General features: G+C 34.7%; 23 protein-coding genes, 1 riboswitch and 1 other annotated feature. Of the genes, 19 read left to right on the forward strand and 4 right to left on the reverse strand.

Features of this window, described 5'->3' with window-relative positions:
* Positions 1 to 133: 133 nt before the first annotated feature.
* Genes dnaN through BUB32_RS08495 form a run of 5 tightly spaced genes read left to right on the forward strand, consistent with a single transcriptional unit; the run spans position 134 to position 5118 of the window.
* Positions 134 to 1246 (forward strand): DNA polymerase III subunit beta, encoded by a 1113-nt coding sequence (gene dnaN, locus BUB32_RS08475; protein WP_042834377.1) that lies wholly within the window; start codon positions 134 to 136, stop codon positions 1244 to 1246.
* Positions 1247 to 1266: 20 nt separating this feature from the next.
* Positions 1267 to 1473: a S4 domain-containing protein YaaA gene (gene yaaA / locus BUB32_RS08480; protein ID WP_072969015.1), complete on the forward strand. Its 207-nt coding sequence runs from the start codon at positions 1267 to 1269 to the stop codon at positions 1471 to 1473.
* Between the two features lie 10 nt (positions 1474 to 1483).
* On the forward strand, positions 1484 to 2572 hold the full coding sequence (gene recF / locus BUB32_RS08485) for a DNA replication/repair protein RecF (RefSeq protein ID WP_072969016.1): 1089 nt from the start codon (positions 1484 to 1486) through the stop codon (positions 2570 to 2572).
* A gap of 11 nt (positions 2573 to 2583) precedes the next feature.
* Positions 2584 to 2841, forward strand: coding sequence for an extracellular matrix regulator RemB (gene remB, locus BUB32_RS08490; RefSeq protein ID WP_042834374.1), 258 nt, complete (start codon positions 2584 to 2586; stop codon positions 2839 to 2841).
* A gap of 12 nt (positions 2842 to 2853) precedes the next feature.
* A complete protein-coding gene (locus BUB32_RS08495; RefSeq protein WP_072969017.1) occupies positions 2854 to 5118 on the forward strand; it encodes a glycoside hydrolase family 31 protein in 2265 nt (754 codons plus the stop codon).
* Between the two features lie 13 nt (positions 5119 to 5131).
* On the opposite strand, the gene BUB32_RS08500 is transcribed toward BUB32_RS08495, so the two are convergent.
* Genes BUB32_RS08500 through BUB32_RS08510 form a run of 3 tightly spaced genes read right to left on the reverse strand, consistent with a single transcriptional unit; the run spans position 5132 to position 7558 of the window.
* Entirely contained in the window at positions 5132 to 5863 is a 732-nt protein-coding gene (locus BUB32_RS08500) for a type 1 glutamine amidotransferase (RefSeq protein ID WP_072969018.1), read from the reverse strand.
* Entirely contained in the window at positions 5860 to 7215 is a 1356-nt protein-coding gene (locus tag BUB32_RS08505) for a Mur ligase family protein (protein ID WP_072969019.1), read from the reverse strand. Before BUB32_RS08505 ends, BUB32_RS08500 begins: the two co-directional genes overlap by 4 nt.
* 13 nt (positions 7216 to 7228) lie before the next feature.
* Positions 7229 to 7558, reverse strand: a complete 330-nt coding sequence (locus BUB32_RS08510; RefSeq protein ID WP_072969020.1) for a tRNA-binding protein — start codon at positions 7556 to 7558, stop codon at positions 7229 to 7231.
* 192 nt (positions 7559 to 7750) lie between these two features.
* On the opposite strand from BUB32_RS08510, the gene gyrB reads away from it, so the two are divergent.
* Positions 7751 to 9652, forward strand: coding sequence for a DNA topoisomerase (ATP-hydrolyzing) subunit B (gyrB, locus tag BUB32_RS08515; protein ID WP_072969021.1), 1902 nt, complete (start codon positions 7751 to 7753; stop codon positions 9650 to 9652).
* A gap of 14 nt (positions 9653 to 9666) precedes the next feature.
* Complete coding sequence (gene gyrA / locus BUB32_RS08520) at positions 9667 to 12090, forward strand: DNA gyrase subunit A (RefSeq protein ID WP_072969022.1); 2424 nt, start codon at positions 9667 to 9669, stop codon at positions 12088 to 12090.
* Positions 12091 to 12400: 310 nt separating this feature from the next.
* Here gyrA and namA read toward each other — a convergent pair whose 3' ends face one another.
* On the reverse strand, positions 12401 to 13414 hold the full coding sequence (gene namA / locus BUB32_RS08525) for an NADPH dehydrogenase NamA (RefSeq protein WP_072969023.1): 1014 nt from the start codon (positions 13412 to 13414) through the stop codon (positions 12401 to 12403).
* Between the two features lie 271 nt (positions 13415 to 13685).
* Positions 13686 to 13924, forward strand: a binding site (T-box leader).
* 38 nt (positions 13925 to 13962) lie between these two features.
* Here namA and ilvN point away from each other — a divergent pair.
* The 12 genes from ilvN to ribH all read left to right on the forward strand — a co-directional run bounded on the left by ilvN (position 13963) and on the right by ribH (position 26448).
* The gene (gene ilvN, locus BUB32_RS08530; protein WP_072969058.1) at positions 13963 to 14466 is read left to right on the forward strand and encodes an acetolactate synthase small subunit; all 504 of its coding nucleotides are present in this window, start codon (positions 13963 to 13965) and stop codon (positions 14464 to 14466) included.
* Positions 14466 to 15461 carry a ketol-acid reductoisomerase gene (gene ilvC, locus BUB32_RS08535; RefSeq protein ID WP_042834366.1) on the forward strand — a complete coding sequence of 332 codons (996 nt, stop codon included), beginning with the start codon at positions 14466 to 14468 and terminating at the stop codon, positions 15459 to 15461. The genes ilvN and ilvC overlap by 1 nt, the downstream gene beginning before the upstream one ends.
* Before the next feature lie 18 nt (positions 15462 to 15479).
* The gene (locus tag BUB32_RS08540) at positions 15480 to 16676 is read left to right on the forward strand and encodes a 2-isopropylmalate synthase (protein WP_072969024.1); all 1197 of its coding nucleotides are present in this window, start codon (positions 15480 to 15482) and stop codon (positions 16674 to 16676) included.
* Positions 16667 to 17923: a 3-isopropylmalate dehydratase large subunit gene (leuC, locus tag BUB32_RS08545; RefSeq protein ID WP_072969025.1), complete on the forward strand. Its 1257-nt coding sequence runs from the start codon at positions 16667 to 16669 to the stop codon at positions 17921 to 17923. Before BUB32_RS08540 ends, leuC begins: the two co-directional genes overlap by 10 nt.
* The gene (leuD, locus tag BUB32_RS08550) at positions 17923 to 18405 is read left to right on the forward strand and encodes a 3-isopropylmalate dehydratase small subunit (protein WP_003867393.1); all 483 of its coding nucleotides are present in this window, start codon (positions 17923 to 17925) and stop codon (positions 18403 to 18405) included. The genes leuC and leuD overlap by 1 nt, the downstream gene beginning before the upstream one ends.
* 3 nt (positions 18406 to 18408) lie before the next feature.
* Entirely contained in the window at positions 18409 to 19476 is a 1068-nt protein-coding gene (gene leuB, locus BUB32_RS08555; protein ID WP_072969026.1) for a 3-isopropylmalate dehydrogenase, read from the forward strand.
* Between the two features lie 5 nt (positions 19477 to 19481).
* On the forward strand, positions 19482 to 21152 hold the full coding sequence (ilvD, locus tag BUB32_RS08560) for a dihydroxy-acid dehydratase (protein ID WP_072969027.1): 1671 nt from the start codon (positions 19482 to 19484) through the stop codon (positions 21150 to 21152).
* The gene (gene ilvB, locus BUB32_RS08565) at positions 21149 to 22813 is read left to right on the forward strand and encodes a biosynthetic-type acetolactate synthase large subunit (protein ID WP_072969028.1); all 1665 of its coding nucleotides are present in this window, start codon (positions 21149 to 21151) and stop codon (positions 22811 to 22813) included. Before ilvD ends, ilvB begins: the two co-directional genes overlap by 4 nt.
* Positions 22811 to 22925: riboswitch (FMN riboswitch) on the forward strand. Its footprint overlaps the gene before it by 3 nt.
* 84 nt (positions 22926 to 23009) lie before the next feature.
* Complete coding sequence (gene ribD / locus BUB32_RS08570; protein ID WP_072969029.1) at positions 23010 to 24092, forward strand: bifunctional diaminohydroxyphosphoribosylaminopyrimidine deaminase/5-amino-6-(5-phosphoribosylamino)uracil reductase RibD; 1083 nt, start codon at positions 23010 to 23012, stop codon at positions 24090 to 24092.
* A gap of 10 nt (positions 24093 to 24102) precedes the next feature.
* Complete coding sequence (locus BUB32_RS08575) at positions 24103 to 24726, forward strand: riboflavin synthase (RefSeq protein ID WP_072969030.1); 624 nt, start codon at positions 24103 to 24105, stop codon at positions 24724 to 24726.
* 37 nt (positions 24727 to 24763) lie between these two features.
* Positions 24764 to 25954 (forward strand): bifunctional 3,4-dihydroxy-2-butanone-4-phosphate synthase/GTP cyclohydrolase II, encoded by a 1191-nt coding sequence (locus BUB32_RS08580; RefSeq protein WP_072969031.1) that lies wholly within the window; start codon positions 24764 to 24766, stop codon positions 25952 to 25954.
* A gap of 29 nt (positions 25955 to 25983) precedes the next feature.
* Positions 25984 to 26448, forward strand: coding sequence for a 6,7-dimethyl-8-ribityllumazine synthase (gene ribH / locus BUB32_RS08585; protein ID WP_072969032.1), 465 nt, complete (start codon positions 25984 to 25986; stop codon positions 26446 to 26448).
* The last annotated feature ends 5 nt before the right edge of the window (positions 26449 to 26453 follow it).

Raw genomic sequence — 26453 nt, forward strand, 5'->3', positions numbered from 1 at the left:
TATCGACTTTTTCTCTGCTTTACAAACTCTTACTAACAAAATAACACTTTCTATTACTACGACTACTAAGTGTTTATCTTATCTATTATATGATTTGATTCAAAAAATATTCTCAAAAACAGGAGTGAAAAAAATGAAATTCGTGTGTGACAAAAATTCATTATTTGAAGGAGTAAATATTGCAATAAGGGGGGTATCCTCCCGTACTACTCTTCCTATTCTTCAAGGTATAAAAATCTCGGCTTTAAAAAGTCAGGTCAAATTTTCAGGAACTGATTTGGACATAGGAATAGAATGTCAAATTCCTGCGGTGGTAGAAGAAGAGGGTGAAATAGTAGTACCTGCAAAAATTTTTTCGGAATTAGTTCGGAAATTGCCTGAGGGAGATGTAAAAATAGAAAGTGATTCTCAAAACACAGTAAATGTAGTTTGCGATAGTATAAATTTCACTATTGCAGGAAGTGATGCTTTAGAGTTTCCTGAAATTCCTAAAGTATCTAAAGAAAATTCTTTTAAGTTGACGCAAAATATTCTAAAAGACTTAATAAGAAAAACGGTCTTTTGTATTGCCCAGGAGCAAACAAGACCTATTTTGACAGGTGTTCTATTTGAAGTGTTTCAAAATGAAGTTAAAGCAGTAGCTTTAGATGGATTTAGAATGGCTATATATTCTTATCAGAGTGAGGAAAAATTCTTTGAAGAGGATATAGAAAAATATTCTATAGTAATTCCAGGTAAAACTTTAGAAGAGATATACAGAATCTTAAAAGATGAGGAAACGGAGATAGAGATATACCACACTGCTAATCAAGTGTTATTCCAAATTGAAAATACAAAGGTAATATCGCGGCTTTTAGAAGGAAGCTTTATAAACTATAATGCTGTTTTACCTAAAGATTATAAGACTGAAGTGGTAGTCAAAAGAGAAGTTTTAACTGAAAGTATTGAAAGAGCTTCACTAATTGCAGAAAGCAAAAATAATTTGATTAAGTTTGAGATTGGTGATAAATTTATTACTGTCTCTTCTAATTCTGAAAAGGGTAAAATGGTAGAAAAGATAGAAGTCGATGTAAAAGGAATCTTTCTTGAGATCGCTTTTAACTCAAGATATTTATTGGATTCTTTAAGAGCTATCGATGAAGAGGAAATAACACTTTATTTCATAAATAGTATAAATCCGTTAATAATAAAACCTATAGGAAGTAAAGATTATCTTTATATGATACTTCCTGTAAAGCTCAATTAAAAATAAGAGGTGTTTTTTAAATGATAGAAGTGCCTATAGAGACGGAACATATTACTTTAGGGCAATTTTTAAAGTATATGAAAATATGTCAGACTGGAGGACAAGCAAAGCAATTTGTTTTAGAAGGAAAAGTTAAAGTAAATGGCTCAATAGAATTAAAAAGAGGTAAAAAACTTCGCAAAAATGATATAATTGAGGTAGAGGGTAAAACTTATATCATAAAGTGAGGAATTTAACTTGTATGTGAAGGAGCTATTTGTCGACAATTTTAGAAATTTACAAAAGCAAAAAATAGAATTTTGCGAAGGAATAAATATATTTTATGGTTTAAATGCACAAGGAAAGAGCAATCTATTAGAAAGTATTAGGCTTTTAAGTATGGGAAGGTCTTTTAGAGGAAGTAAAACTACACAACTGATAAAATTTGGAGAAGATTATTTTTATGTAAAAGCAATAATTTGTCAAGAAAATAACGATAAAAAAATAGAATTTGGATACAAGAAAAAAGAAAATAAAGTCATTAAAATAAATGGCAATAAAATAAAGTCGGCTTCTGAACTTTTAGGTCAACTTTTAACAGTCATTTTTTCTCCTGAAGATTTAAACATAATAAAAGAAGGACCTTCCCATCGCAGAAAATATTTAGATTCTTGTATATCTATCGTTGAAAAGAATTATCTTTATAACCTCATGCAATATAATAAAATACTGATAAATAGAAATAAGCTATTAAAAAACATAAAAGAAGGGAAAAGTAAAAATATATTAGAAATTTTTGATGACCAATTAGTTGAATACGGGGCAAAAATAATTGTGGTGAGACAAAATTATTTAAAAAATATAGAAATTAATATAAAAAAATTTTTACTTGAAATTTCCAATGAAACAGCAGAAATTGTCTACCTAAATAGTGTTGGACTTAAGGATGCTTCAGATGAAAAAATAGTTAAAAAAAGATTAAAAGAAAAACTATTAAAGAATATAGATTTAGATTTAAAGTATCTTACAACACAAGTTGGGCCTCATAGGGAAGATTTTAAGATTATTATAAACGGATATGATTCGAGAGTATATTCTTCTCAAGGTCAACAGCGAACAGTGGCTTTATGCCTTAAATTATCAGAGTTTGAAATTTTAAAAAAGGAAACTGGTGAAAAACCCATACTGCTTCTAGATGATGTAATGTCAGAGTTAGATGAAAATAGAAAGAAATATATCTTAGAAAAATTACAGGGTTTTCAGACTTTTATAACCCATACTACAAAAAGAGATTTAAAAGGAGATTGTTATTTTAAGATATCTAATGGGTCTGTCATTAAAGAATAGGGGGTCAAAAAATGTACGTCCATTTAGGCGGCAACGTAGTAGTCCCTGATAAAGACATTATAGCTATTTTTGACATGAGTGTTGTAACTACGTCGGAGGCTACTGTGCAATTTTTGAAGATAGCTGAAGAAGAGGGATTTGTTGTCAGAATTTCTGACGAAAAGCCGAAGTCTTTTATAATCACAGAAAGGGATAAGAGAAGTATTATTTATCTATCACCAATTTCTGCTTTTACCCTTATAAGAAGGACACAAAAAATAGAGGAATAGGGAGGTATTAAATTGTATCAAAAAACATCAGAAGGAATTATTTTGAGAAATAAAGAAAGAAAGTTAGAGCTTAGGGTATTAAGCGATAAGATTATTAACGTTTTTGTAAGTGATAAAGAAGAAAAAAGGAAAGATACAATTGCAATAGAAAGAAAAGAATACGATATTCCTGAGTTTAGTATAAGTGAGGAATTAGAAGGTATATTAATTGAAACTAATTCTTTAAAAGTAAAAATAAACAAAAATGACCTTTCTGTGAGTTTCTTAGATAAAAATGAAAATATGATTAATGAGGATTACAATGGAGGAGTAAAATTTAGTGAAACAGATGTTAGATGCTATAAAAAGTTAAGAGAAGACCATTTTTACGGTTTTGGAGAAAAAGCAGGATATCTCGACAAAAAAGGCGAAAGGTTAGAGATGTGGAATACAGATGAATTTATGACTCACAACCAGACTACAAAACTTTTATATGAGTCTTACCCTTTTTTCATAGGAATAAACGATTATCACACTTACGGAATATTTTTGGACAATAGCTTTAGGTCTTTTTTTGATATGGGACAGGAAAGCCAAGAATACTATTATTTTGGGGCCTATGGAGGTCAAATGAATTATTACTTTATTTATGGAGAAGACATAAAAGAGGTTGTAGAGAATTATACATATCTCACTGGAAGGATAAATCTTCCACCTTTATGGGCATTGGGAAATCAGCAGAGCAGGTACAGCTATACTCCACAGGAGAAAGTATTGGAAATTGCAAAAACTTTTAGAGAAAAAGATATTCCTTGTGACGTGATATATCTCGATATAGATTATATGGAAGGATATAGAGTTTTCACATGGAATAAAGATACATTTAAAAATTATAAAGAAATGCTAAAGCAGCTTAAAGAAATGGGATTTAAAGTAGTGACAATTGTAGATCCAGGAGTTAAAAGAGATTACAACTACCATGTTTACAGAGAAGGAATTGAAAAGGGTTATTTTGTAAAGGATAAGTATGGTATAACCTACGTTGGAAAAGTATGGCCAGGGGAAGCTTGTTTTCCTGACTTTTTACAAGAAGAAGTGAGATATTGGTGGGGTGAAAAGCACAGAGAATTTATAAATGATGGCATTGATGGTATATGGAATGATATGAATGAGCCAGCTGTGTTTGAAACTCCTACTAAAACTATGCCAGAGGATAATATTCATATTTTAGATGGAGAAAAGGTACTTCACAAAGAGGTTCACAATGTCTATGCAAATTATATGGCAATGGCAACAAGAGATGGTTTACTAAGAATAAGACCTAATGAAAGGCCTTTTGTTTTGACAAGAGCTGCTTTTTCAGGAATACAAAGGTATGCGGCAATGTGGACGGGGGATAATAGAAGCTTGTACGAACACCTTCTTATGATGATGCCAATGATAATGAACATAGGTTTATCTGGACAACCGTTTGCAGGAGCAGATGTTGGAGGATTTGAAGGAGATTGCTATGAAGAACTTTTTATAAGGTGGATAGAGGCAGCTACCTTTACTCCCTTTTTAAGAGTGCATTCTGCAATAGGAACAAAAGACCAAGAGCCATGGTCTTTTGGTAAAAGAGCAGAAGATATTTCTCGAAAATATATAAAAATAAGATATGAAATTTTACCTTACTTATATGATTTGTTTTACATCGCCTCTCAAAAAGGTTATCCTATCATGAGGCCATTGGTTTTTGAGTATCAAGGAGATGAAAATACTCATAAGATATACGATGAATTTATGTTGGGAGAAGGTCTTTTAGTTGCTCCTGTATATCTTCCTTCAAAAGAAAGAAGAGAGGTTTATTTACCTGAAGGAATCTGGTATGATTACTGGACGGGAAAAGAATTCAAAGGAAAAAACTATTACCTTGTGGATGCTCCTATAGATGTAATACCTCTTTTTGTAAAAGAAGGAGGAATACTGTTAAAACAGCAGCCTCAGTCTTTTATAGGGGAAAAGAAGCTGGAAGAATTAACAGTGGAGATATACAAAGGGAAAGAGGGACATTATCTCCATTATGAAGATGATGGAGAATCTTTCGCTTATACTAAAGGGGTTTATAACCTCTTTGATATAAGTTTTTGTTATAAAGAAGGAAGAATGGATATAAAATTTGATAAAATTCACTTTGGCTATGACAAAGGAGTTAAAAAGTATAAATTTATATTTAAAAATTTTGATGATATTAAAGAGGTTAAGATAAACGGCGAAAAATTTGATAGGGAAAGTTGTGTGTTTGAGTTAAAAAAATAGAGGTATTTTGCCTCTATTTTTTTACAAATCTTTCTATCAAAGATTGTTTAGCGTGTTGTTCTAAAAAGTCATCCAAGGGAATTAATTCTACTTTTCCATATTTTCTCTTTAAAGCATTTTCAATTAAAATATCTGCAAATTCGGGATTTTTGGGAAGTACTGGGCCATGGAGATATGTTCCATACACATTTTTATAAATGCATCCTTCTGTTTTATCTTCTCCATTATTTCCACTTCCAATTATTACTTTTCCTAAAGGATTAGATTTTCCAAGATAGGTTTTTCCGGAATGATTTTCAAAGCCTACCATTTTGAAGCTTTTTCTATTTATATTTGCTTCAATTACCACATTTCCTATCATCCTTTTGGTAGAAGCAATAGTCCACATATCTAATATACCAACACCTTCTAATTTATCACCTTTTGAGGTTTGATAATAATTTCCTAAAAGTTGATACCCACCGCATATACCTAATACTGTTAAACCGTCTTCAATAGCTGTTTTAAGATTTTTTCCCTTTTTAATTGTTAAATCGTCGCTTACAATTTTTTGTTCTCTATCAGATCCACCTCCTAAAAAAAGTATATCTATATCAGCAAAATTCGTGTTTGAATCTACTGTAATTGATTTTACTTCGGTTTCAATGTTTCGCCACTCACATCTTCTTTTTAATGCCAAAATATTTCCCAAGTCCCCGTATAAATTTAATAAGTCTGGATACATATGGCCAATGACAAGTTTCATTTTTTGTCCTCCTGTGAGTTTAAATATTTATTTACCTCATAAAGGGATGTATAATTGGGAAGTACTGCTATTAATTCTTCCTTAGTTAGCCCAGATATTGTATCAAGAGCTTTATCTATAGAGTTTATGACTTTTATTTTATTAATATCAAAGTTTGCATATTTTAGTCTTACTGCCATGTCTTCAGCTCTTAAACCAGAAGTTATTATATAATTTACCTTTGTTTTTGATAAAAAGTCTTCTAAGTTTACGTCCCACAACCAGGACACATCTCTTCCGTCAGCGTAGTTATCATTTATAGAGATTAAAAGGTTTAGAGGTTTATTAAATTGAGATAACATATTTAAAGTGCTTTCAAAACCGATTGGGTTTTTGATTAAATTTATTATCGCCTTTTTGTTTTTTATTTTAGTTTTTTGTAATCTTCCTTCTATAGGCCAATAGCTTTCTGTTGCTTTTGATATAGTGCTAAAGTTTATGTTCAACAAAATGCCAGCGGATATAGCTGCTAATAAATTATAAACATTGTATATGCCAATTAATCTACTTTTAAATGTAAGAATTTTATCTTTATAGTATAGATTAAAATTTATTCCATCTTCATTTAAAAATATATTAGTAGCTTTAAAATGAGGGTTTGGTCGCTTTTTGCCACAATTAGGGCAGTAATAATCTCCTAGTTGTCCGTAATATATTCTTTTGTATTTATATTTGTGGCCACAAATTGGACAGTATTTTTGTTCAAAAGAAGAGGAGTTAATTCCTTCAAGGTTGTCTTCAATTCCATAGTAAAAGACTTTCGATTTTATCTCATCTCCTATTGAAGCTGTAAAAGGTTCATCAGCATTTAACAGAACTATAGAGTCTTCAGGCAGTTTTAAAAGGGCTTCTTTTACTTTTTCTACTGTTGTGTCCAGTTCTCCGTATCTATCTAGCTGGTCTCTAAAAAAATTTGTTATTACTACAATGTTAGGTTTTACTTCTTCAATAATTACAGGCATGTTAGCTTCATCTACTTCGAAAACAGCTGCATTTTTATCTAAATTACCTAAAAAATTGCTGTTTTTTATTAAAGCAGTCGCAATTCCAGTTTTCATATTTGCTCCTTCTTTGTTGTGTACAACACTTTTCCCAGAAATGGCCAAAATATAGGCTATTAATCCAGAAGTTGTAGTTTTGCCATTTGTACCTGTTATTATTACTTTGTTTTCTTTTATAGGTTCAATTAACTTTTTTATTAATTTAGAATCAGATTTCAGAGCTATTTTTCCAGGTAAAGATGTTCCACCTTTTCCTGTTATTTTACAAGATATATTCACAAGTTTACCTAAGTTAACGCTTAAAAATTTCACTATTTACCACCTTCTAGTAAATTTTATTCCCTATTTTTACTTTTCTTTCTGGTTGAAGCAATACTACATTTCCTTCTTCATCATCTACTCCTAGTACTAAAACTTCGGATACGAAGTCTGCAATTTGTTTGGGTGGAAAATTTACTACACACACTACCAATTTATTGTACAAATCTTCTTTTTTATATAACTTTGTTATTTGAGCGCTAGACTTTTTAATACCTAATTCACCAAAGTCAATTTTTAACTTATAGGCAGGTTTTTTTGCTTTAGGAAAATTTTCAACTTCAATTATCTTTCCCACTCTTATGTCAAGTTTTAAAAAATCTTCATAAGTAGCCATTGAATTCACCTCAATTTAAGTATATTATATTATAGGTATATTTGTTAAGTATATTATATTATAGGCAATAATAAAAATAAAATTATTTCCTCTTCATTTCCCGGGAAATTTTTCGGGAAATCATTTGAATTGAGCAATTCTTAAAAGAATGATAAAATAAAACTGTTGGATAAATTTGCGGAGGTTGTGAATATGGCAAAGGATGAAACTTATACTGCGAGTCAAATACAAATATTAGAGGGTTTAGAAGCAGTAAGAAAAAGGCCAGGAATGTATATAGGTTCTACTGGCAGCAGGGGATTGCATCACCTTGTATACGAAGTAGTCGATAATAGTATAGACGAAGCATTGGCCGGCTATTGCAAAAATATAGTAGTTACTATACACAAAGATAATTCTATAACGGTTGAAGATGACGGAAGAGGTATACCTACAGATATTCACCCCAAAGTTGGAAAACCAGCTGTAGAAGTAGCTTTAACGATGTTACATGCAGGTGGAAAATTTAATAATGACGCTTACAAAGTATCGGGAGGATTGCATGGAGTAGGTGTTTCTGTTGTAAATGCATTATCTGAAAAATTAGAAGTTATTGTAAAACAACATAGGAAAATTTATAGGCAAATATATGAAAGAGGAGTTCCAAAAACGGATTTAGAGGTTATTGGAGAGACAGAAGAGACAGGTACAACTATTACTTTTAAGCCGGATAAGGAAATTTTTGAAGAAACTGTATTCGACTATGATGTATTGGCTCAAAGATTGAGAGAATTAGCGTTTTTAAATAAGGGCATAAATATCAAGCTCATAGACGAAAGGGACGGAAAAGAAGAGGTCTTTAATTATGAAGGTGGAATTATATCTTTTGTGAAATATCTCAATAGAAACAAAGAAGTTCTCCATGATGAGCCTATATACATGGAAGCAAAAAACACTGAATATGAAGTAGAGGTTTGCATGCAGTATAATAACAGCTATAATGAAAATATCTTTAGTTTTGCTAATAATATTGATACTAGAGAAGGTGGTACTCATCTAGTAGGCTTTAAAGCAGCTTTGACTAAAGTTATTAATGATTACGCAAGAAAATACGGAATTATAAAAGATAACGAGAAAAATTTACAGGGTGAAGATGTAAGAGAAGGACTTACAGCTATTGTAAGTGTAAAATTAAAAAATCCACAATTTGAAGGGCAGACTAAAACAAAATTAGGAAATTCTGAAATGAGGTCTATTGTAGAAAATGTAGTAACAGAAAAACTCACGGCTTTTTTAGAAGAAAATCCCTCAGTTGCAAAAATTATAGTAGAAAAAGCTACTCAAGCAGCAAGAGCAAGGGAAGCTGCAAGAAAAGCCAGAGAGCTTACCAGAAGAAAGTCTGCTCTTGAGAATACTACTTTGCCGGGTAAACTTGCCGACTGCTCAGAGAAAGACCCTTCTAAATGTGAGCTTTTCTTGGTAGAAGGTGACTCTGCAGGAGGTTCTGCTAAATCAGGTAGAAACAGCAGATTTCAAGCTATACTTCCACTCAGAGGAAAAATTTTAAATGTGGAGAAGGCAAGACTTGACAAGATACTGTCTAATGAAGAAATAAGAGCAATGATAACTGCTTTAGGTACTGGCGTAGGGGATGATTTTGATATAAGTAAGTTAAGGTACCACAAAATAGTTATAATGACAGATGCAGATGTAGACGGAAGCCATATTAGGACACTGCTTTTAACATTTTTCTATAGGTTTATGAGACCTTTAATTGAAAATGGAAATGTGTACATTGCTCAACCACCTTTATATAAAATTACAAAAGGCAAAAAAGTATATTATGCTTACTCGGATAGAGAATTAGACAAGATTTTAAATGAAATTGGAAGGGAAAATTATACTGTTCAAAGGTATAAAGGTCTTGGAGAAATGAATGCTGACCAGTTATGGGATACAACTATGGATCCAGAAAAGAGGACGATGCTTAAAGTTACATTAGAGGATGCGATAGCTGCAGATGAGGTTTTCACCATTTTGATGGGGGATAAAGTCGAACCAAGAAGGGAATTTATAGAAAAATATGCAAAAACAGTTAGAAATTTAGACATATAAAAGAGGTGGAATAGATGAGTGAAGAAAAAGAAAAAGTAATCCCGGTAGACATTGAAGATGAAATGAAAAAATCTTATATAGATTATGCGATGAGTGTAATTGTTGGAAGGGCACTGCCAGATGTGAGAGATGGCTTGAAACCAGTTCATAGAAGGATTCTCTATGCTATGAATGAGTTGGGATTAACTCCTGACAAGCCATTTAAAAAGAGCGTTGCAGTTGTTGGCGAAGTTTTAGGAAAATACCATCCTCACGGTGATGCGGCTGTTTATGATACTTTAGTGAGACTGGCACAGGATTTTTCAATGAGAGAAACTTTGATAGATGGACACGGAAACTTTGGAAGCATAGATGGAGACCCTCCAGCTGCCATGAGATATACGGAAGCGAGGCTTTCAAAAATTGCCCTTGAAATGCTTACAGATATAAATAAAGAAACAGTAGATTTTGTGCCAAACTTTGACGAGACTTTAAAAGAGCCAGTTGTGCTTCCTTCTCGATTTCCTAATCTTTTAGTCAACGGTTCTCAAGGAATTGCTGTAGGTATGGCTACCAACATTCCTCCTCACAATTTAGGAGAAGTCATAGATGGCATTGTCGCTTATATAGACAATCCTTATATTTCAGTAGATGAACTGATGAAGTATATAAAGGGACCTGACTTTCCTACAGGAGGAATAATTCTAGGAAGAGACGGTATAAAAGAGACTTATGAGACAGGAAGAGGTAAAATTGTTGTTAGGGCAAAGGCAGAAATTGAAGAACATCACGGTAAGATGAGAATCGTAATTACTGAAATCCCTTATATGGTTCTTAAAGCTAAGTTAATTGAAAAGATAGCTGAGTTAGTCCGTGACAAGCACATAGAAGGGATTTCTGATTTGAGAGATGAATCTGATAGGAATGGAATGAAAATTGTAATAGAGCTAAAAAGAGATGTCAATCCAAAGGTGATACTTAATAAACTTTACATGCACACACAAATGCAGCAGACCTTTGGAGCTATAATGTTAGCTCTTGTAGATGGAGAGCCAAAAATACTAAATTTAAAGCAGATTATAGAAAAGTATGTAGATCATCAAGCGGATGTTGTAACGAGAAGGACCAAGTTTGACTTAAGAAAAGCAGAAGAAAGAGCCCATATTTTAGAAGGGTTAAAAATCGCCCTTGACCACATTGATGAAGTGATAAACATAATAAGAAGTTCGAAGACAGAAGCAATTGCTAAACAAAATTTAATGGACAAGTTTGGGTTAAGCGAAAAACAAGCACAAGCGATAGTTGACATGAGATTAGGAAGGTTGACTGGGCTTGAAAGGCAAAAAGTAGAAGATGAGCTTAAGGAGTTAATTGAAAAGATAAAAGAATTAAAGGAAATTTTGGCAGATGAAAGAAAAGTGCTGGAAATAATCAAAAAAGAGCTTTTGGAAATAAAAGATAAATATGCTACTCCGAGGAAGACAAATATTGTAGCAAAAGAAGAAGAGTTAGATTTAGAGGATTTGGTGCAATTGGAAGATGTAGTTGTGACAATGACTCATTATGGATATATAAAGAGAATGCCTCTTGATACTTATAAGGCTCAAAAACGTGGAGGGAAAGGCATATTAGGTATATCTACAAGAGAAGATGATTTTGTAGAGGATATATTTATCACTACAACTCATGACAGACTGTTGTTTTTTACAAACAAAGGGAAGGTATATAGTTTAAGGACAATAGACATTCCTGAGACGGGAAGACAAGCAAAAGGCACGGCTATTGTCAATCTCATACAGATAGCTCAAGGAGAGAAAGTCACAGCGGTTATTCCTCTTAAAAAATCAGAAGATATTAAGTATATTGTGATGTGTACTAAAAAAGGCATAATTAAAAAGACTTCTATAGAAGAGTTTAGGTCAATTAAGAGAAATGGTATAATTGCTATCACGTTGGAAGAAAGTGATGAACTTATAAATGTAAAATTAACAAATGGAGAAAGAGAAATAATAATAGGGACTGCCAGAGGTTATGCTATAAGATTTAATGAAAAAGACATAAGACCTATGGGAAGAGTGGCGAAAGGTGTAATAGCTATTTCCTTGAGAGAAGATGATGAAGTGGTAGAAATGGACCTTGTTCATCCCAATAGTGAAATTTTAGTAGTAACAGAAAATGGCTTTGGGAAGAGAACGGACTTAGAGGAATACAGGCTTCAAACAAGAGCGGGAAAGGGAATAATCGCAATAAGGCTTAGCGAAAAGACTGGTAAATTGGTGTCTATACGGTCAGTAAATCCAGAAGATGAATTTATGATAATTTCTGCAAATGGAATTCTTATAAGAATGAAGGTATCTGATATTTCTAAGATGCACAGAGATACAAGAGGAGTAACTCTTATGAAGCTTGATGATGGGGACAGGGTTGTTTCTACTGCAAGAATAGAAAATGAAGAATAAAAATAAGCCCTCAATTTTTGGGGGCTCAGTTTGTTGACAAAGTCAAAAAATTTTAAAGGAGATATTTTGCATCGTCGTTCCGATGTTCCAAAGCGACAAAACTAAAGCTCGACCTTCGGGCTCCGGCAGGGTACCGGGCACATTCGACCTCCTTGTCTTAGTGCCCGCCTCCGCCATCCATGGCTTCGGCCCTGCCTACACCCTCGGTCTTGCTAAGTTTTGTTGCCGCTTTGTCACAAGTCACTCCTTATACAAAATATCTCCTTTACGAAAGTTTGTCTACATTCTGAGCCCTCAAATTTGTGGGGGCTTATTTTTTAAAAGCTCTTTCATATTGTTTTGGCCAGTCTTCCTTTGAAGTGTAAGTATGCAGAACCCAATAGGGATTTCTTAAGAGCTCTCTTCCCAGTGCAACCAAGTCTGCCCTTTCATTTGAAAGAATTTCTTCTGCAAGCTCTTGTGTCGTTATTAATCCTACTGCAGAAGTTTTTATATTACAGTGTTTTTTAATTGCTTCAGCGTATTTAACTTGATATCCGGGATATAGGTTTATATCAACATTTAAAAGTCCTCCACTGCTTACATCAATTAAATCAACTTTGTTTCTTATCATGTTGATATATTCTACCATCATATCTATGTTTATTCCGCCTTCAATGTAATCATCTGCAGATACACGCACAAAAATAGGCTTGTTTTGAGGCCAATTTTTTCTAACTTCATCTATAACTTCAATTAAAAATCTTGCTCTATTTTCAATACTACCACCGTATTCATCTTTTCGTTTATTTGAAAGAGGAGAAAGAAATTCATGAATTAAATAGCCGTGAGCTGCATGTATTTCAACAACATCATAACCTGCTAAATGAGCCCTTTTGGCAGCTTCTCCAAAAGCTTTTACTATATATTTTATTTCCTCAATTGATAATTCTCTCGGAAGTTTGTAGTGTTCTCCTGCTTTAATAGGAGAAGGTCCTATGACATCCTCGTAGGATATATTACATTTTCTTCCTGCATGAGCAAGCTGTATTCCCATCACAGCGCCATTTGCCTTGCAGATGTCTACAATTCTTTTTAATTTTTCAGCCTGCTCATCATTCCATATACCAAGGTCATGGTCGGTTATTCTTCCTCTGCTTTCAACAGCTGTAGCTTCTTGCACAATAAGTCCTACTCCACCAATAGCCCTTGTGGCATAATGAACTATATGCCAGTCATTTGGCATTCCATCTGTAGAAGCTGTATACATACACATGGAAGACATCATGATTCTATTTTTGATTGTAATATCTTTTATTTTCAAAGGTATATGTAAAATACCCATAAAAACTCTCCTTTCTTGAGATTTCTAATTTTAATCATAATACATAACTTTTCAAAAACCAAATTAGAAAAATATTTAAGTTTAATGTAATTTAGACAATTTAATGATAGCTTAAAAAAGAGCAATTTTTTTGGGGGATATTTAAAATTTTTTAGTAAATGTAAACGATAGATTATTGAAAATTTACAAATAATTTAGTTGACTAAAGCAGAAGATGCTGCTAAAATAACAAGTAACTTTATTCGGATTTGTATTTTTAAAATGATAAAGAATAAAAGCGATGAAGGTGAGGGGTATGTGCGTAGGCTTAAGAGAGCCGGTGGCTGGTGCAAACCGGTGCCGAGGCGCATATTAGATCGCTCTGGAGCTGTATAGCTGAACGGTGGTAAGCTTATTAGGCTATACCGGGATTACCCGTTACAGGTCAAGTTGTATGACTTGGTGAGGCTATTGCCGTGAGGTAATAGCGAAAACAGGTGGTACCGCGTGGAGGAAATCCCCGCCCTGTGCTTTCAGGGCGGGGAATGATTTTTATAGGGGGTGATAATTTGCACATTATATCTGTCCTTGTTAACAATCATCCAGGAGTCTTGTCAAGGGTAGTGGGTCTTTTTTCAAGAAGAGGTTACAATATTGAAAGCCTTGCAGTAGGTACGACAGAAAGAGAAGATATTTCAAGGATAACTTTGACAGTGGAAGGAGATGATTATACAGTTACACAGGTGATAAGGCAACTTAATAAACTCGTAGATGTGTTGACAGTACAAAACATAGGGGCAAGGGATAATGTTTCTCGAGAATTGCTGTTAGTTAAAGTAGGTTATGATTCAAACACAAGGGATGACATAATGCACATTGTGGATACTTTTAGAGCAAAGGTTATAGATATTTCAATGGACTCATTGATTATAGAACTTACTGGAGATAATGAAAAGATAAATGCTTTTATAAATTTAATAAATAAGTTCGATGTAAAAGAACTTGTCAGGACAGGACTTGTATCTTTAGAGAGAGGCAATAAAACACTAAAAGAATATGAGGGGGAATTGTAATGGCAAAGATGTATTATGACAAGGATGCAGATTTGAATTTGCTTAAAAACAAGAAAATCGCAATAATAGGTTTTGGAAGTCAAGGTCATGCTCATGCACTAAATTTAAGAGATTCTGGACTTGATGTAGTAGTTGGTCTTTACGAGGGAAGTAAATCAAAAGAAAGGGCAGAAAAAGAAGGGCTGAAAGTTTATACAGTTGAGGAAGCAGCTAAAGTAGCAGATATCATAATGATACTGATACCGGATGAAAAACAGGCAAAAGTCTATAAAGAAAGCATAGAAAAAAATCTTACAGAAGGTAAAGCTCTTGCCTTTGCTCATGGTTTTAACATTCATTTTAAACAGATTGTTCCTCCTGAAAATGTAGATGTGTTTATGGTAGCTCCAAAAGGTCCTGGACATCTTGTAAGAAGGGTATATCAAGAAGGAAAAGGAGTTCCAAATCTTGTAGCTGTATATCAGAATTACACTGGTAAGGCTTTTGAAATAGCTTTAGCCTATGCAAAAGGAATAGGAGGTACACGGGCAGGTGTTATTGAAACTACATTTAAAGAGGAAACAGAAACAGACCTTTTTGGAGAGCAAGCTGTTCTTTGTGGTGGAGTTACAGAACTTATGAAAGCAGGATTTGAAACATTAGTAGAAGCTGGTTATCAGCCAGAAATAGCTTATTTCGAATGTGTGCATGAAATGAAACTTATAGTTGACCTAATATACGAAGGTGGTTTTAGTTATATGAGATATTCTATTTCGGATACTGCAGAATTTGGAGACTATATGACAGGAAAGAGGATAATAACAGAAGAGACTCGAAAAGAGATGAAAAAAGTTTTGTCAGAAATACAATCAGGAAAATTTGCAAAAGAGTGGCTTTTAGAAAATCAGGTAGGAAGACCACAGTACAATGCTATAAAAGAAAAAGAGGCAAATCATCTTATTGAAAAAGTTGGTAAAGGTTTGAGAGAAATGATGGCTTGGATTAAAAAAGAATGAATAAGGAGGTAGATAGGCATGGGGGTCAAAAGAGTCATTGTTTTTGACACTACATTACGAGATGGTGAGCAGACTCCTGGCGTCAATTTTAACATTAACGATAAATTTGAAATAGCAAAACAGTTGGTATCATTAGGAGTAGATGTCATAGAGGCAGGATTTCCAGCAGCTTCTAATGGAGATTTTGAAGCAGTTAAAAATATTGCTGATAAATTAAAAGGTGTTACTATTGCTGCAATGGCAAGGTCTGTAAAGGAGGACATAGACAGAGCCAGCAGTGCTTTGAAAAATGCTGAAAGGTCGAGATTACACGTTTTTATCGCAACTTCTGATATACATCTTAAATATAAACTTAAGATGTCAAGAGAAGAAATGCTCCAAAGAGCTGTTGAAATGGTAAAGTACGCAAAAGGAAAATTTGATGAAATTGAATTTTCAGCAGAAGATGCTTCAAGAACTGATTGGGACTTTTTAGTAAAAGTTTTTAGTGAGGTAATCGATGCAGGAGCGAATGTAATAAATGTGCCCGATACTGTGGGATATGCGATGCCAAGAGAATTTGGAGAACTCATAAAATACATCAGAAATAATATTCCCGACATCGATGGAGTAATGATAAGTGCTCATTGTCACAATGATTTAGGAATGGCTGTAGCGAATTCCTTGTCTGCCATAGAAAATGGAGCGACTCAAGTAGAAGTGACTGTAAACGGAATAGGAGAAAGGGCAGGAAATGCAGCTATGGAAGAAGTAGTAATGGCATTAAACACGAGAAAAGATTATTTTGGCCTTGTTCACGGAATAAACACTAAAGAGATATACAATACAAGCAAACTGGTAAGCAAACTTACAGGGATTAACCTCCAACCTAATAAAGCAATTGTAGGTGCTAATGCTTTTAGGCATCAAGCGGGAATTCACCAACATGGAGTTATAAACAACAGAGCTACTTATGAGATAATGAAACCAGAAGATATCGGAATAGTTCCAGATACTTTTGCATTAGGTAAGCTATCAGGAAGAAATGCTTTTGAATTAAAAGTCAGACAATTGGGGTATAACAATCTTTCGTCAGGAGAGTTAAGTGATGCTTTTAGAAGGTTTAAAGATTTGGCAGACAGAAAAAAGGTCATTGTAGATGAGGATATAAGATTTGTTGTTGAAGAGACTTTGGAAGAGTTTAGAAGTCTTAAGGAGGGAGAAGCTTGGGCTTAACATTGACACAAAAGATATTGTCAGCAAAAATTGGTAAAAAAGTCAAAGCGGGGGAGTTAATTGAAGTTGATGTGGATATGGTATTAGGCAATGATGTTACTGCTCCTGTTGCTATAAAGGAGTTTAAAAAAATAGGAAAAGAAGAGGTATTTGACAAGACTAAAATTGCCCTTGTCCCTGATCATTTTGTTCCTAATAAGGACATAAAATCGGCGGAGCAAGTGAATATAATGAGAAAATTTGCAAAAAAACATGGAATAGTAAATTTCTTTGAAGTAGGGCAAATGGGGATAGAGCACGCACTTTTACCCGAAAAAGGACTTGTACTTCCGGGGGATGTTGTCATAGGTGCTGATTCTCACACTTGCACCTATGGCGCTCTTACTTGTTTTTCTACAGGGGTAGGAAGCACTGACATGGCGGCAGCAATGGCGACAGGCAAGGCGTGGTTTAAAGTGCCAGAAGCTATAAAATTCGTTTTAAAAGGCGATTTGCAAAAATGGGTAAGTGGAAAAGATGTTATCTTGTATATAATCGGAAAAATAGGAGTTGACGGAGCTTTATACAAATCTATGGAATTTACAGGGAATATAAAAGCTTTGTCAATGGATGATAGATTCACAATCGCCAATATGGCAATAGAAGCAGGGGCTAAAAACGGTATTTTCGATTTTGACGAAATTACCGAAGCATATGTTAAAGGGAGAGCAAAAAGAGAGTATAAGGTATTTGAAAGGGATGTAGATGCTGAGTACAGTGAAGTTTATGAGATAAATTTGGATGAGATAAAGCCTCAAATAGCATTTCCTCATTTGCCTGAAAACACCAGAAATATTGATGAGGTTGGAAAAGTGAAAATAGACCAAGTGGTTATTGGTTCTTGTACCAATGGACGTATATCAGACATGGAGATAGCTTATAAGATATTGAAGGGTAAAAAGGTTCATCCTGATGTAAGACTTTTAATTTTCCCCGCAACACAGGAAATATACTTAGAATGTGTTAAAAGAGGTTACATCGAAGAGTTTATAAAAGCAGGTGCAGCAGTATCTACTCCTACGTGTGGTCCTTGCCTTGGCGGACATATGGGAATTTTGGCTAAAGGAGAAAGGGCACTGGCTACTACTAATAGAAATTTTGTAGGAAGAATGGGACATCCTGAGAGTGAAGTGTATCTTTCAAGTCCAGCTGTTGCGGCGGCTTCAGCTATTGCAGGATATATCGTAAGTCCAGAGGAGGTAGAATGATGCAGGGGAAAGCCATAAAATATGGGGACAATATAGATACAGATGTTATAATACCAGCAAGGTATTTAAACACATCAGACCCACAAGAATTGGCACAGCATTGCATGGAAGATTTAGACAAAGAGTTTAAAAACAAAGTTCAAGAAGGAGATATACTGGTTGTAGGTGAAAATTTTGGTAGTGGATCCTCCAGAGAGCATGCGCCAATTGCTATTAAAGCATCTGGTATATCCTGTATAATTGCTAAGTCGTTTGCAAGAATTTTTTTCAGAAATGCGATAAATATAGGGCTTCCGATATTAGAATGCAAAGAGGCAGTAGATGGGATTGAAGAAGGTGATATTGTTTTGGTTGATACAGATAATGGAATCATAAAAAATTTGACTAAAGGAACAGAATTTAAAGCTCAACCCTTTCCTGACTTCATAAAAGAAATAATGAAATATGGTGGACTTATAAATTATGTCAGAGAGAAGGTGTGACAATTGTTTAAAATTGCTGTTTTGCCTGGAGATGGAATTGGACCTGAAGTCATAGAAGAAGGGTTAAAAGTTTTGTCTGCTATAGAAGACAAGTACAAACTTAAATTTGATGTAAAAAAGTATCCATTTGGGGGAGATGCTATAGATAAATATGGTGTTCCCTATCCGGAGGAGACAAAAAATGCATGTCTTTCTAGCGATGCTGTTCTTTTGGGAGCAGTAGGGGGACCTAAATGGGATGACCTTGAGGGGGATAAAAGGCCAGAGGCGGGTCTTCTGGCTTTGAGAAAAAGCCTAGGGGTTTATGCAAATCTAAGACCTGCTGTTCTTTATCCTCCTTTAAAAGAAGCTTCTCCTTTAAAAAACGAATTATTACAAGAGGTGTTAGATATTCTTGTGGTAAGAGAACTTACTGGTGGTATTTATTTTGGACCGAGAGGAACAGTTGCTATAGATTATGGTTTTAAGGCTTATGATACAGAAGTGTACCAGACTTCAGAGATAGAAAGGATAGCAGTTATTGCTTTTGAAGCGGCTTTAAAGAGGAAAAAGAAAGTCACTTCTGTAGACAAGGCAAACATTTTGGATTCTTCAAGATTGTGGAGAAAAACGGTAGAAGAAATAAGTAAGAGATATCCTGATGTTGAGTTAAACCATATGTATGTAGATAATTGTGCTATGCAACTAATTAAAAATCCTTCTCAATTTGATGTAATTCTCACTTCCAATATGTTTGGCGATATATTAAGTGACGAGGCTTCCCAACTTACAGGTTCTATAGGTATGCTTCCCTCTGCTAGCTTAAGAGAAGATAAAGTAGGACTTTATGAACCTATACATGGTTCAGCTCCAGATATTGCTGGAACAAAAAAAGCAAATCCTTTAGCTACAATACTGTCAGTTGCTATGATGCTGGAATATTCTTTTGACCTTATAGATGCTGCTAATGACATAAAGGATGCAGTAAATAAAGTTTTAGAGGCAGGTTATAGGACTTTAGATTTAGGAAAGGGAATAATTTTAAATACTCAGGAGATGGGAGATAAAGTGGTAGAGTATGTAAAGGGGTGAAGAGATTGATAAGCGATAGCATAAAAAAAGGAGTTGAAAAGGCGCCGCATAGGTCACTTTTATATGCTTTAGGCCTTACAGATGAAGAAATAAAAAGGCCGATTATTGGTGTGGCAAATTCAAAAAACGAAATTATACCAGGACATATTCACCTTGACAAAATAGCTGAAGCTGTAAAAGCAGGCATCAGAATGGCAGGAGGAACTCCTATAGAGTTTTCCACTATTGGTGTTTGTGATGGCATTGCCATGAACCATAAAGGTATGAAATACTCTTTAGGGAGTAGAGAACTTATTGCAGATAGCATTGAAATCATGGCAATGGCCCATGGTTTTGACGGGCTTGTGCTTATACCTAATTGCGACAAAATAGTGCCAGGAATGCTTATGGCAGCAGCACGACTTAATATTCCTGCAATAGTTGTAAGCGGAGGCCCAATGCTTGCAGGAAAGTGTAATGGAGATACCTGTGATTTGAGCAGTGTTTTTGAAGCGGTAGGGGCTCACAAGGTTGGTAAAATCACTGAGGAAGACCTCTACAGAATAGAGCTTAACGCTTGCCCTACCTGTGGTTCCTGCTCTGGTATGTTTACCGCAAATACTATGAATTGCTTGACAGAAGCTTTAGGAATTGGACTTCCAGGAAATGGCACAATTCCAGCTGTTTATTCTGAAAGGATAAGACTTGCAAAACAAGCTGGAATAAAAATCATGGAGCTTGTAGAGAGAGGAATTAAGCCTTCCAATATACTTACAAAAGAGGCATTTATAAACGCCTTTAGTATAGACATGGCTTTAGGTGGTTCTACAAATACAGTATTGCACTTAAAAGCTATAGCTCATGAGGCAGGCGTAGATATACCTTTAAATGAGATTAATGAGATTAGTGCAAGAGTACCTAATTTATGTAAATTAAGTCCTGCAGGGAAATACCACATAGAGGACCTTTATTTTGCAGGCGGAATTTCAGCTGTTTTAAAAGAGCTGACGAAAGCTAATCTTATAAATATTGAAGCATTAACAGTTACAGGAAAGACATTAGGAGAGAATATAAAAGACGCTAAAGTTTTAAATCATGATGTGATAAGGCCAATAGACAACCCTTACAGCAGTACTGGAGGTCTTGCGATACTGTACGGGAACATTGCAAGAGAAGGAGCTGTTGTAAAAGCATCTGCTGTCGCAAAAGAGATGTTAAGACATGAAGGACCAGCAAAGGTATTTAATTCTGAAGAAGAAGCCATAGCTGCAATATATGGAGGAAAAATACAAAAAGGCGATGTGGTAGTAATAAGATACGAAGGTCCAAAAGGTGGGCCGGGAATGAGAGAAATGTTAAGTCCTACTTCAGCTCTTGCGGGTATGGGACTTGACAAAGAGGTCGCTCTTATAACAGACGGTAGATTTTCAGGTGCAACAAGAGGAGCTTCCATAGGACATGTCTCTCCGGAAGCTATGGAAGGAGGAGAAATAGCGATTATTGAAGATGGGGATATTATTGAAATTGATATTCCCGCAAGAAAAATTAATGTGAAATTAACTGATGAGGAGATTAAAGAAAGAATGAAAAGATGGGTAAGGCCTGAACTAAAGATAAAAAATGGTTATATGGCAAGATATGCAGAACAGGTGACTTCTGCAAATACAGGTGCGGTTTTTAAGGGGGGAGGTATATGAAGTTAAAAGGAGCGCAAGTAGTTATAGAAGTTTTAAAAGAGATGGGCGTTGATACTATATTTGGCATACCAGGAGGAGCAGTTATTCCCATTTATGATGCTCTTTATGACTCTGATATAAGGCATATTTTAGCTACTCACGAGCAAATGGCAGCTCATATGGCAGATGGTTACGCAAGAGTTACGGGAAGAGTTGGGGTTTGCTTTGCTACCTCTGGCCCCGGTTCTACCAATCTTGTAACGGGTATAGCTAATGCTTATATGGATTCAGTACCTGTTGTGGCGATAACAGGACAGGTTCCTACAAATCTTATAGGAAAGGACGCTTTTCAAGAGGTTGACATAACAGGAATTACCATGCCTATAACTAAACACAACTTTATTGTAAAGTCTCCTGATAAATTAGCAGATACAATAAGGCAGGCATTTGCAATAGCCAAAAGTGGAAGGCCTGGTCCTGTGTTAGTTGATATTCCAAAAGATATACAGAATGCTGATATAGAATATGTTAAGGAAATGGGAGATAGTATTAATATAAAAAGCAATGTCAATGGAATAGTTTCGCAAAAAGAGTTAGACAAAGCCATTGAATTCATTTTGAAAAGTAGAAAACCTGTAATATTTGCAGGAGGAGGAGTGATTTGGGGAGAAGCATCAGAGGAACTTATAGAATTTGCAGAGAAGACCAATATACCTGTTGCTACTTCTTTAATGGGGTTAGGATGCTTTCCAGAAGACCATCCTTTGTCATTAGGTCTTATTGGCATGCATGGAAGCAGATTTGCAAATTTGGCTGTGTATAAATCAGACCTTGTGATAGCAATAGGGACAAGATTTAGCGACAGAGTCGCTGGCAAAGCAGGAGGACTTGCTCCAAATGCTAAAATAATCCATATTGATATTGACCCTGCAGAATTAGGGAAAAACGTGGAAGTGGAGGTAGCAGTTATAGGCAAAGTAAAAGAAGTATTGAAACTTTTAACGAATAAACTTCCATTCATTGAGAGAAAAGAATGGTTAGAGGAAATTTCTTTCTTGAGAGAAAAGCACGGATTAAAGTATAAAAACGATGAAGTTTTGAGGCCTCAGTGGATAGTAGAAAAAATTCAACAGCTTTCAAACGATGACCTTATAATAGCCACTGAAGTGGGACAAAATCAAATGTGGGCTGCGCAGTATTATAAATTTAAACAGCCCAGGACTTTTGTTACCTCAGGAGGACTAGGGACAATGGGCTTTGGGCTTCCTGCTGCAATAGGTGCACAAGTGGGAAAGCCAGATAAAAGAGTTGTAAACATTGCAGGTGATGGAAGTTTAAGAATGAATATACATGCCTTAGAAACAGCTGCTGTATATAATATTCCGGTTATAACGGTACTACTCAACAACCAAACTTTAGGAATGGTAAGACAGTGGCAAAATCTTTTGTATGACAAGAGATTTTCTCACACAGATTTGAATGCAAATTTGAATTTTGCTAAGCTTGCAAATGACTTTGGAGTAGAAGGAATAAGAATTACAACAAAGGAAGAATTCGAAAAAGCTTTTAGAAAAGCCTATAGCGAAAATAGACCTTTTATGATAGAATGTATTATAGATAAAGATGAAATGGTGCTTCCTTTTATTCCTGCAGGTGGTACTGTTGAAAATACAATTGGATAAAACCTTCGGGGATCGGTGAAATTCCGTACCGGCGGTATAGCCCGCGAGCCTTTTGGCAGACTCGGTGAAATTCCGAGGCCGACAGTTAAAGTCTGGATGGGAGAAGGAGAAATATTCCCCAGGGAATATATTCTCTGGGGTTTTTTTAACCCTGAAGGTTTAACCTTCAGGATTTTTTAGTATAGGAGGGATTAAATTGGAAGAATATATGAAAAGGGCTTTAAAACTGGCTGAAAAAGGATGGGGATACACAAACCCTAATCCACTTGTGGGTGCTGTAATAGTTAAAAATGGAAAAATAGTAGGTGAGGGTTATCATGAATATTTTGGAGGTCCCCATGCTGAAGTAAATGCATTAAAAAATGCAGTTGAAGATGTCAAAGGTTCTACTATGTTTGTAACACTTGAACCTTGCAGCCATTATGGCAAAACACCACCTTGTGTTGAAGAAATAATTAAATCTGGCATTAAGAGAGTGTATATAGCGATGGAAGACCCAAATCCTAAAGTTAGCGGAAATGGTATAAAAAGGTTAAAAGAGGCGGGAATAGAAGTACATGTGGGGATGATGGAGAAAGAAGCGAGGAAACTCAACGAAATATTTGTTAAATATATTACGACAAAATTTCCCTTTGTGATATTAAAATCTGCTATGAGTATTGATGGTAAGATTGCTTGTTATAATGGAATTTCTAAATGGATTACAAATGAGAAATCAAGAAAATTTGCTCATAAAATAAGAGGACGTGTATCCGCGATTATGGTTGGGATAAATACAGTAATTAAGGATAACCCAATGCTTACAACAAGGTTGGAGGGGTATAAAAATCCTGTAAGGATTATTGTGGATAGTAGAGGTAGAATTCCACTTGACTCAAATGTAATAAGAGACAAAACGGCAAAAACGATAATTGCTACAACAGAACTTATGCTAAACAATGTGAGAAAGAAGCTTGAAGATATGGATATTGAAGTTATTATATTAAAGAACGACAGTGGAAAAGTACCTTTAAAAGAGCTAATGATAAAACTTGGAGAGAGGGGGATTGATAGTGTATTGATTGAAGGCGGTGGGACATTAAATTGGTCTTTATTTAAAGAGGGAATTGTTGATAAAGTTATGTTTTTTATATCACCTAGAATAATAGGAGGGAAAAATGCTTTAACACCTGTAGAAGGTACAGGTTTTTCGGATATAGGAAATTCAATAGAATTAAAAGATGTGGAGATTGATAGAATAGATGATGATATACTAATAACAGCATATGTAAGAAAGTAGGTTATGGCGGATGTTTACTGGAATTATAGAAGAAACAGGAACTGTTAAAAATATTATACATGGTACTTTTACAAAAATTGTTATTAAATGTAGCAAAGTCCTTGAGGGAACAAAAATAGGTGATAGTATAGCAGTTAACGGTGTATGTTTAACTGTTACTAATATGTCAAACGAAAGTTTTGCAGCTGACGTTATGCCTGAAACCATGAGAGCAAGCAATTTAAAAGATTTAAAAATTGGAAGCATTGTCAATCTTGAAAGAGCACTTCAAGTTGGAAGGAGAATGGGTGGGCATATCGTAACTGGTCATATAGATTGCGTTGGAAAAATCATAGACAAAAGGCAGGAAAAAAATGCTTTTATATTTAAGATAGCTATAAATGAGAAATTTGCAAAATACATTGTGCGGAAGGGAAGTATTGCGGTTGATGGTATAAGTTTAACGGTTGTTGAGGATGGATATGATTCTTTTGCTATTTCAGTTATTCCACATACAATGCTTAAGACCACATTGGGTTATAAAAGGGTAGGAGATAGTGTAAATATCGAAGTTGATATACTTTCTAAATATGTAGAAAAACTAATAGGAAAAAAGGATATAAAAGATTTATTAAAAGAAAATGGATTTATATAGATGTGGATGACTTCTCTAAGTTAAGGGGGAAAGACCGATGTTTGATAGGATAGAAGATGCAATAGAAGATATAAAGCAAGGGAAAATGATTATTGTGGTAGATGATGAAAATAGGGAAAATGAAGGCGACTTAGTTATGGCAGCAGAAAAAGTTACAGGAGAACACATTAATTTTATGATAAAATATGGACGGGGTCTTGTATGTGTTCCAATGACAGAAAAGAGACTTAATGAGCTTGGCATTTACCAAATGGTTGAGAATAACACTGACCATAAAGAAACTGCTTTTACTGTATCTGTAGATTATAAAGAATGTACCACTGGTATTTCTGCATTTGAAAGAGCACTGACGGTGAAGAAATTAGTAGATAATAATTCAAAGCCAGAAGATTTTACAAAGCCGGGACATATCTTTCCTTTAAGAGCAAAAGATGGTGGTGTCTTAGTAAGAGCAGGACATACAGAAGCGGCTGTAGACCTTGCAGTTCTTGCGGGACTCAAACCTGCTGGAGTAATATGCGAAATCATAAAAGACGATGGGAATATGGCAAGATTACATGACCTTTTGGAGTTTGCAAAAAAATTTGGATTAAGAATCATATCTATTGAAGATTTGATAAAGTACAGAATGAAAAATGAAATACTTGTGAGAAGGGTAGCACAGGCGAAACTTCCAACAAAATATGGGAATTTTGAAATTGTCGGGTATGAAGAAATATTAACAGGAAAACAGCATGTAGCTCTGATTAAAGGAGACATAAATAGGGACCCTGTACTTGTGAGGATACATTCAGAGTGCCTGACGGGGGATATATTGGGGTCGTTAAGATGTGACTGTGGTGACCAGCTTCATGCGGCAATGGAAAGAATAGGACAGGAAGGAGGGGTACTAGTTTATTTGAGGCAGGAAGGAAGGGGCATAGGACTTTTAAACAAGATTAAAGCGTATCATCTGCAGGATCAAGGATTTGATACTGTTGAAGCGAATATTAAGCTTGGCTTTCCACCCGATTTAAGAAAATACAGTATAGCTGCACAGATTTTGAAAGATATAAGAGTTAAAAAGATAAGGATTATGACAAATAATCCACAAAAAATTATGGAATTATCAGAGTATGGTCTTGATGTTGTAGAAAGGGTTTCTATAGAAATTTGTCCAAATCATTATAATGAAAAATACCTCAAAACAAAAAAGGAAAAAATGGGACATCTAATTTTGGAAGTGTGAAATACCACAAAAAGGAGAGTGTATAGTTTATGAAAATATATGAAGGAAAACTTATAGCAGAAGGAAAGAAATTTGGAATTGTGGTAAGCAGATTCAATGAATTTATAACGGGAAAACTTCTCGAAGGGGCACTTGATGCCTTAAAAAGGCATGGTGCTTTAAATGAGGATATTGAAATTGCGTGGGTACCTGGAGCATTTGAAATACCACTTATAGCTAAAAAAATGGCTGAATCTAAAAGGTATAATGCAGTAATTGCACTTGGAGCAGTAATAAGAGGAGAAACACCCCATTTTGATTACGTTGCAAATGAGGTATCAAAAGGTATTGCAAAAATATCTCTTGATACAGAAGTTCCAGTTATATTCGGTGTTCTTACCACAGATACAATTGAGCAAGCTATTGTAAGGGCAGGAACAAAGAGTGGCAATAAAGGTTTTGAGGCAGCTGTTACTGCAATAGAGATGGCAAATCTAATGGAGGAAATAAAATAAGGGCA

Source organism: Thermoanaerobacter uzonensis DSM 18761 (assembly GCF_900129115.1).
Taxonomy (GTDB): domain Bacteria; phylum Bacillota; class Thermoanaerobacteria; order Thermoanaerobacterales; family Thermoanaerobacteraceae; genus Thermoanaerobacter; species Thermoanaerobacter uzonensis.

What these genes read in the sequence shown, in the direction of transcription:
- dnaN (WP_042834377.1), top strand. Translation starts at nt 134, where the DNA reads ATGAAATTCGTGTGTGACAAAAATTCATTATTTGAAGGAGTAAATATT.
- yaaA (WP_072969015.1), top strand. Translation starts at nt 1,267, where the DNA reads ATGATAGAAGTGCCTATAGAGACGGAACATATTACTTTAGGGCAATTT.
- remB (WP_042834374.1), top strand. Translation starts at nt 2,584, where the DNA reads ATGTACGTCCATTTAGGCGGCAACGTAGTAGTCCCTGATAAAGACATT.
- BUB32_RS08500 (WP_072969018.1), bottom strand. Translation starts at nt 5,863, where the DNA reads ATGAAACTTGTCATTGGCCATATGTATCCAGACTTATTAAATTTATAC.
- BUB32_RS08510 (WP_072969020.1), bottom strand. Translation starts at nt 7,558, where the DNA reads ATGGCTACTTATGAAGATTTTTTAAAACTTGACATAAGAGTGGGAAAG.
- gyrB (WP_072969021.1), top strand. Translation starts at nt 7,751, where the DNA reads ATGGCAAAGGATGAAACTTATACTGCGAGTCAAATACAAATATTAGAG.
- gyrA (WP_072969022.1), top strand. Translation starts at nt 9,667, where the DNA reads ATGAGTGAAGAAAAAGAAAAAGTAATCCCGGTAGACATTGAAGATGAA.
- namA (WP_072969023.1), bottom strand. Translation starts at nt 13,414, where the DNA reads ATGGGTATTTTACATATACCTTTGAAAATAAAAGATATTACAATCAAA.
- ilvC (WP_042834366.1), top strand. Translation starts at nt 14,466, where the DNA reads ATGGCAAAGATGTATTATGACAAGGATGCAGATTTGAATTTGCTTAAA.
- BUB32_RS08540 (WP_072969024.1), top strand. Translation starts at nt 15,480, where the DNA reads ATGGGGGTCAAAAGAGTCATTGTTTTTGACACTACATTACGAGATGGT.
- leuD (WP_003867393.1), top strand. Translation starts at nt 17,923, where the DNA reads ATGCAGGGGAAAGCCATAAAATATGGGGACAATATAGATACAGATGTT.
- ilvB (WP_072969028.1), top strand. Translation starts at nt 21,149, where the DNA reads ATGAAGTTAAAAGGAGCGCAAGTAGTTATAGAAGTTTTAAAAGAGATG.
- BUB32_RS08575 (WP_072969030.1), top strand. Translation starts at nt 24,103, where the DNA reads ATGTTTACTGGAATTATAGAAGAAACAGGAACTGTTAAAAATATTATA.
- BUB32_RS08580 (WP_072969031.1), top strand. Translation starts at nt 24,764, where the DNA reads ATGTTTGATAGGATAGAAGATGCAATAGAAGATATAAAGCAAGGGAAA.
- ribH (WP_072969032.1), top strand. Translation starts at nt 25,984, where the DNA reads ATGAAAATATATGAAGGAAAACTTATAGCAGAAGGAAAGAAATTTGGA.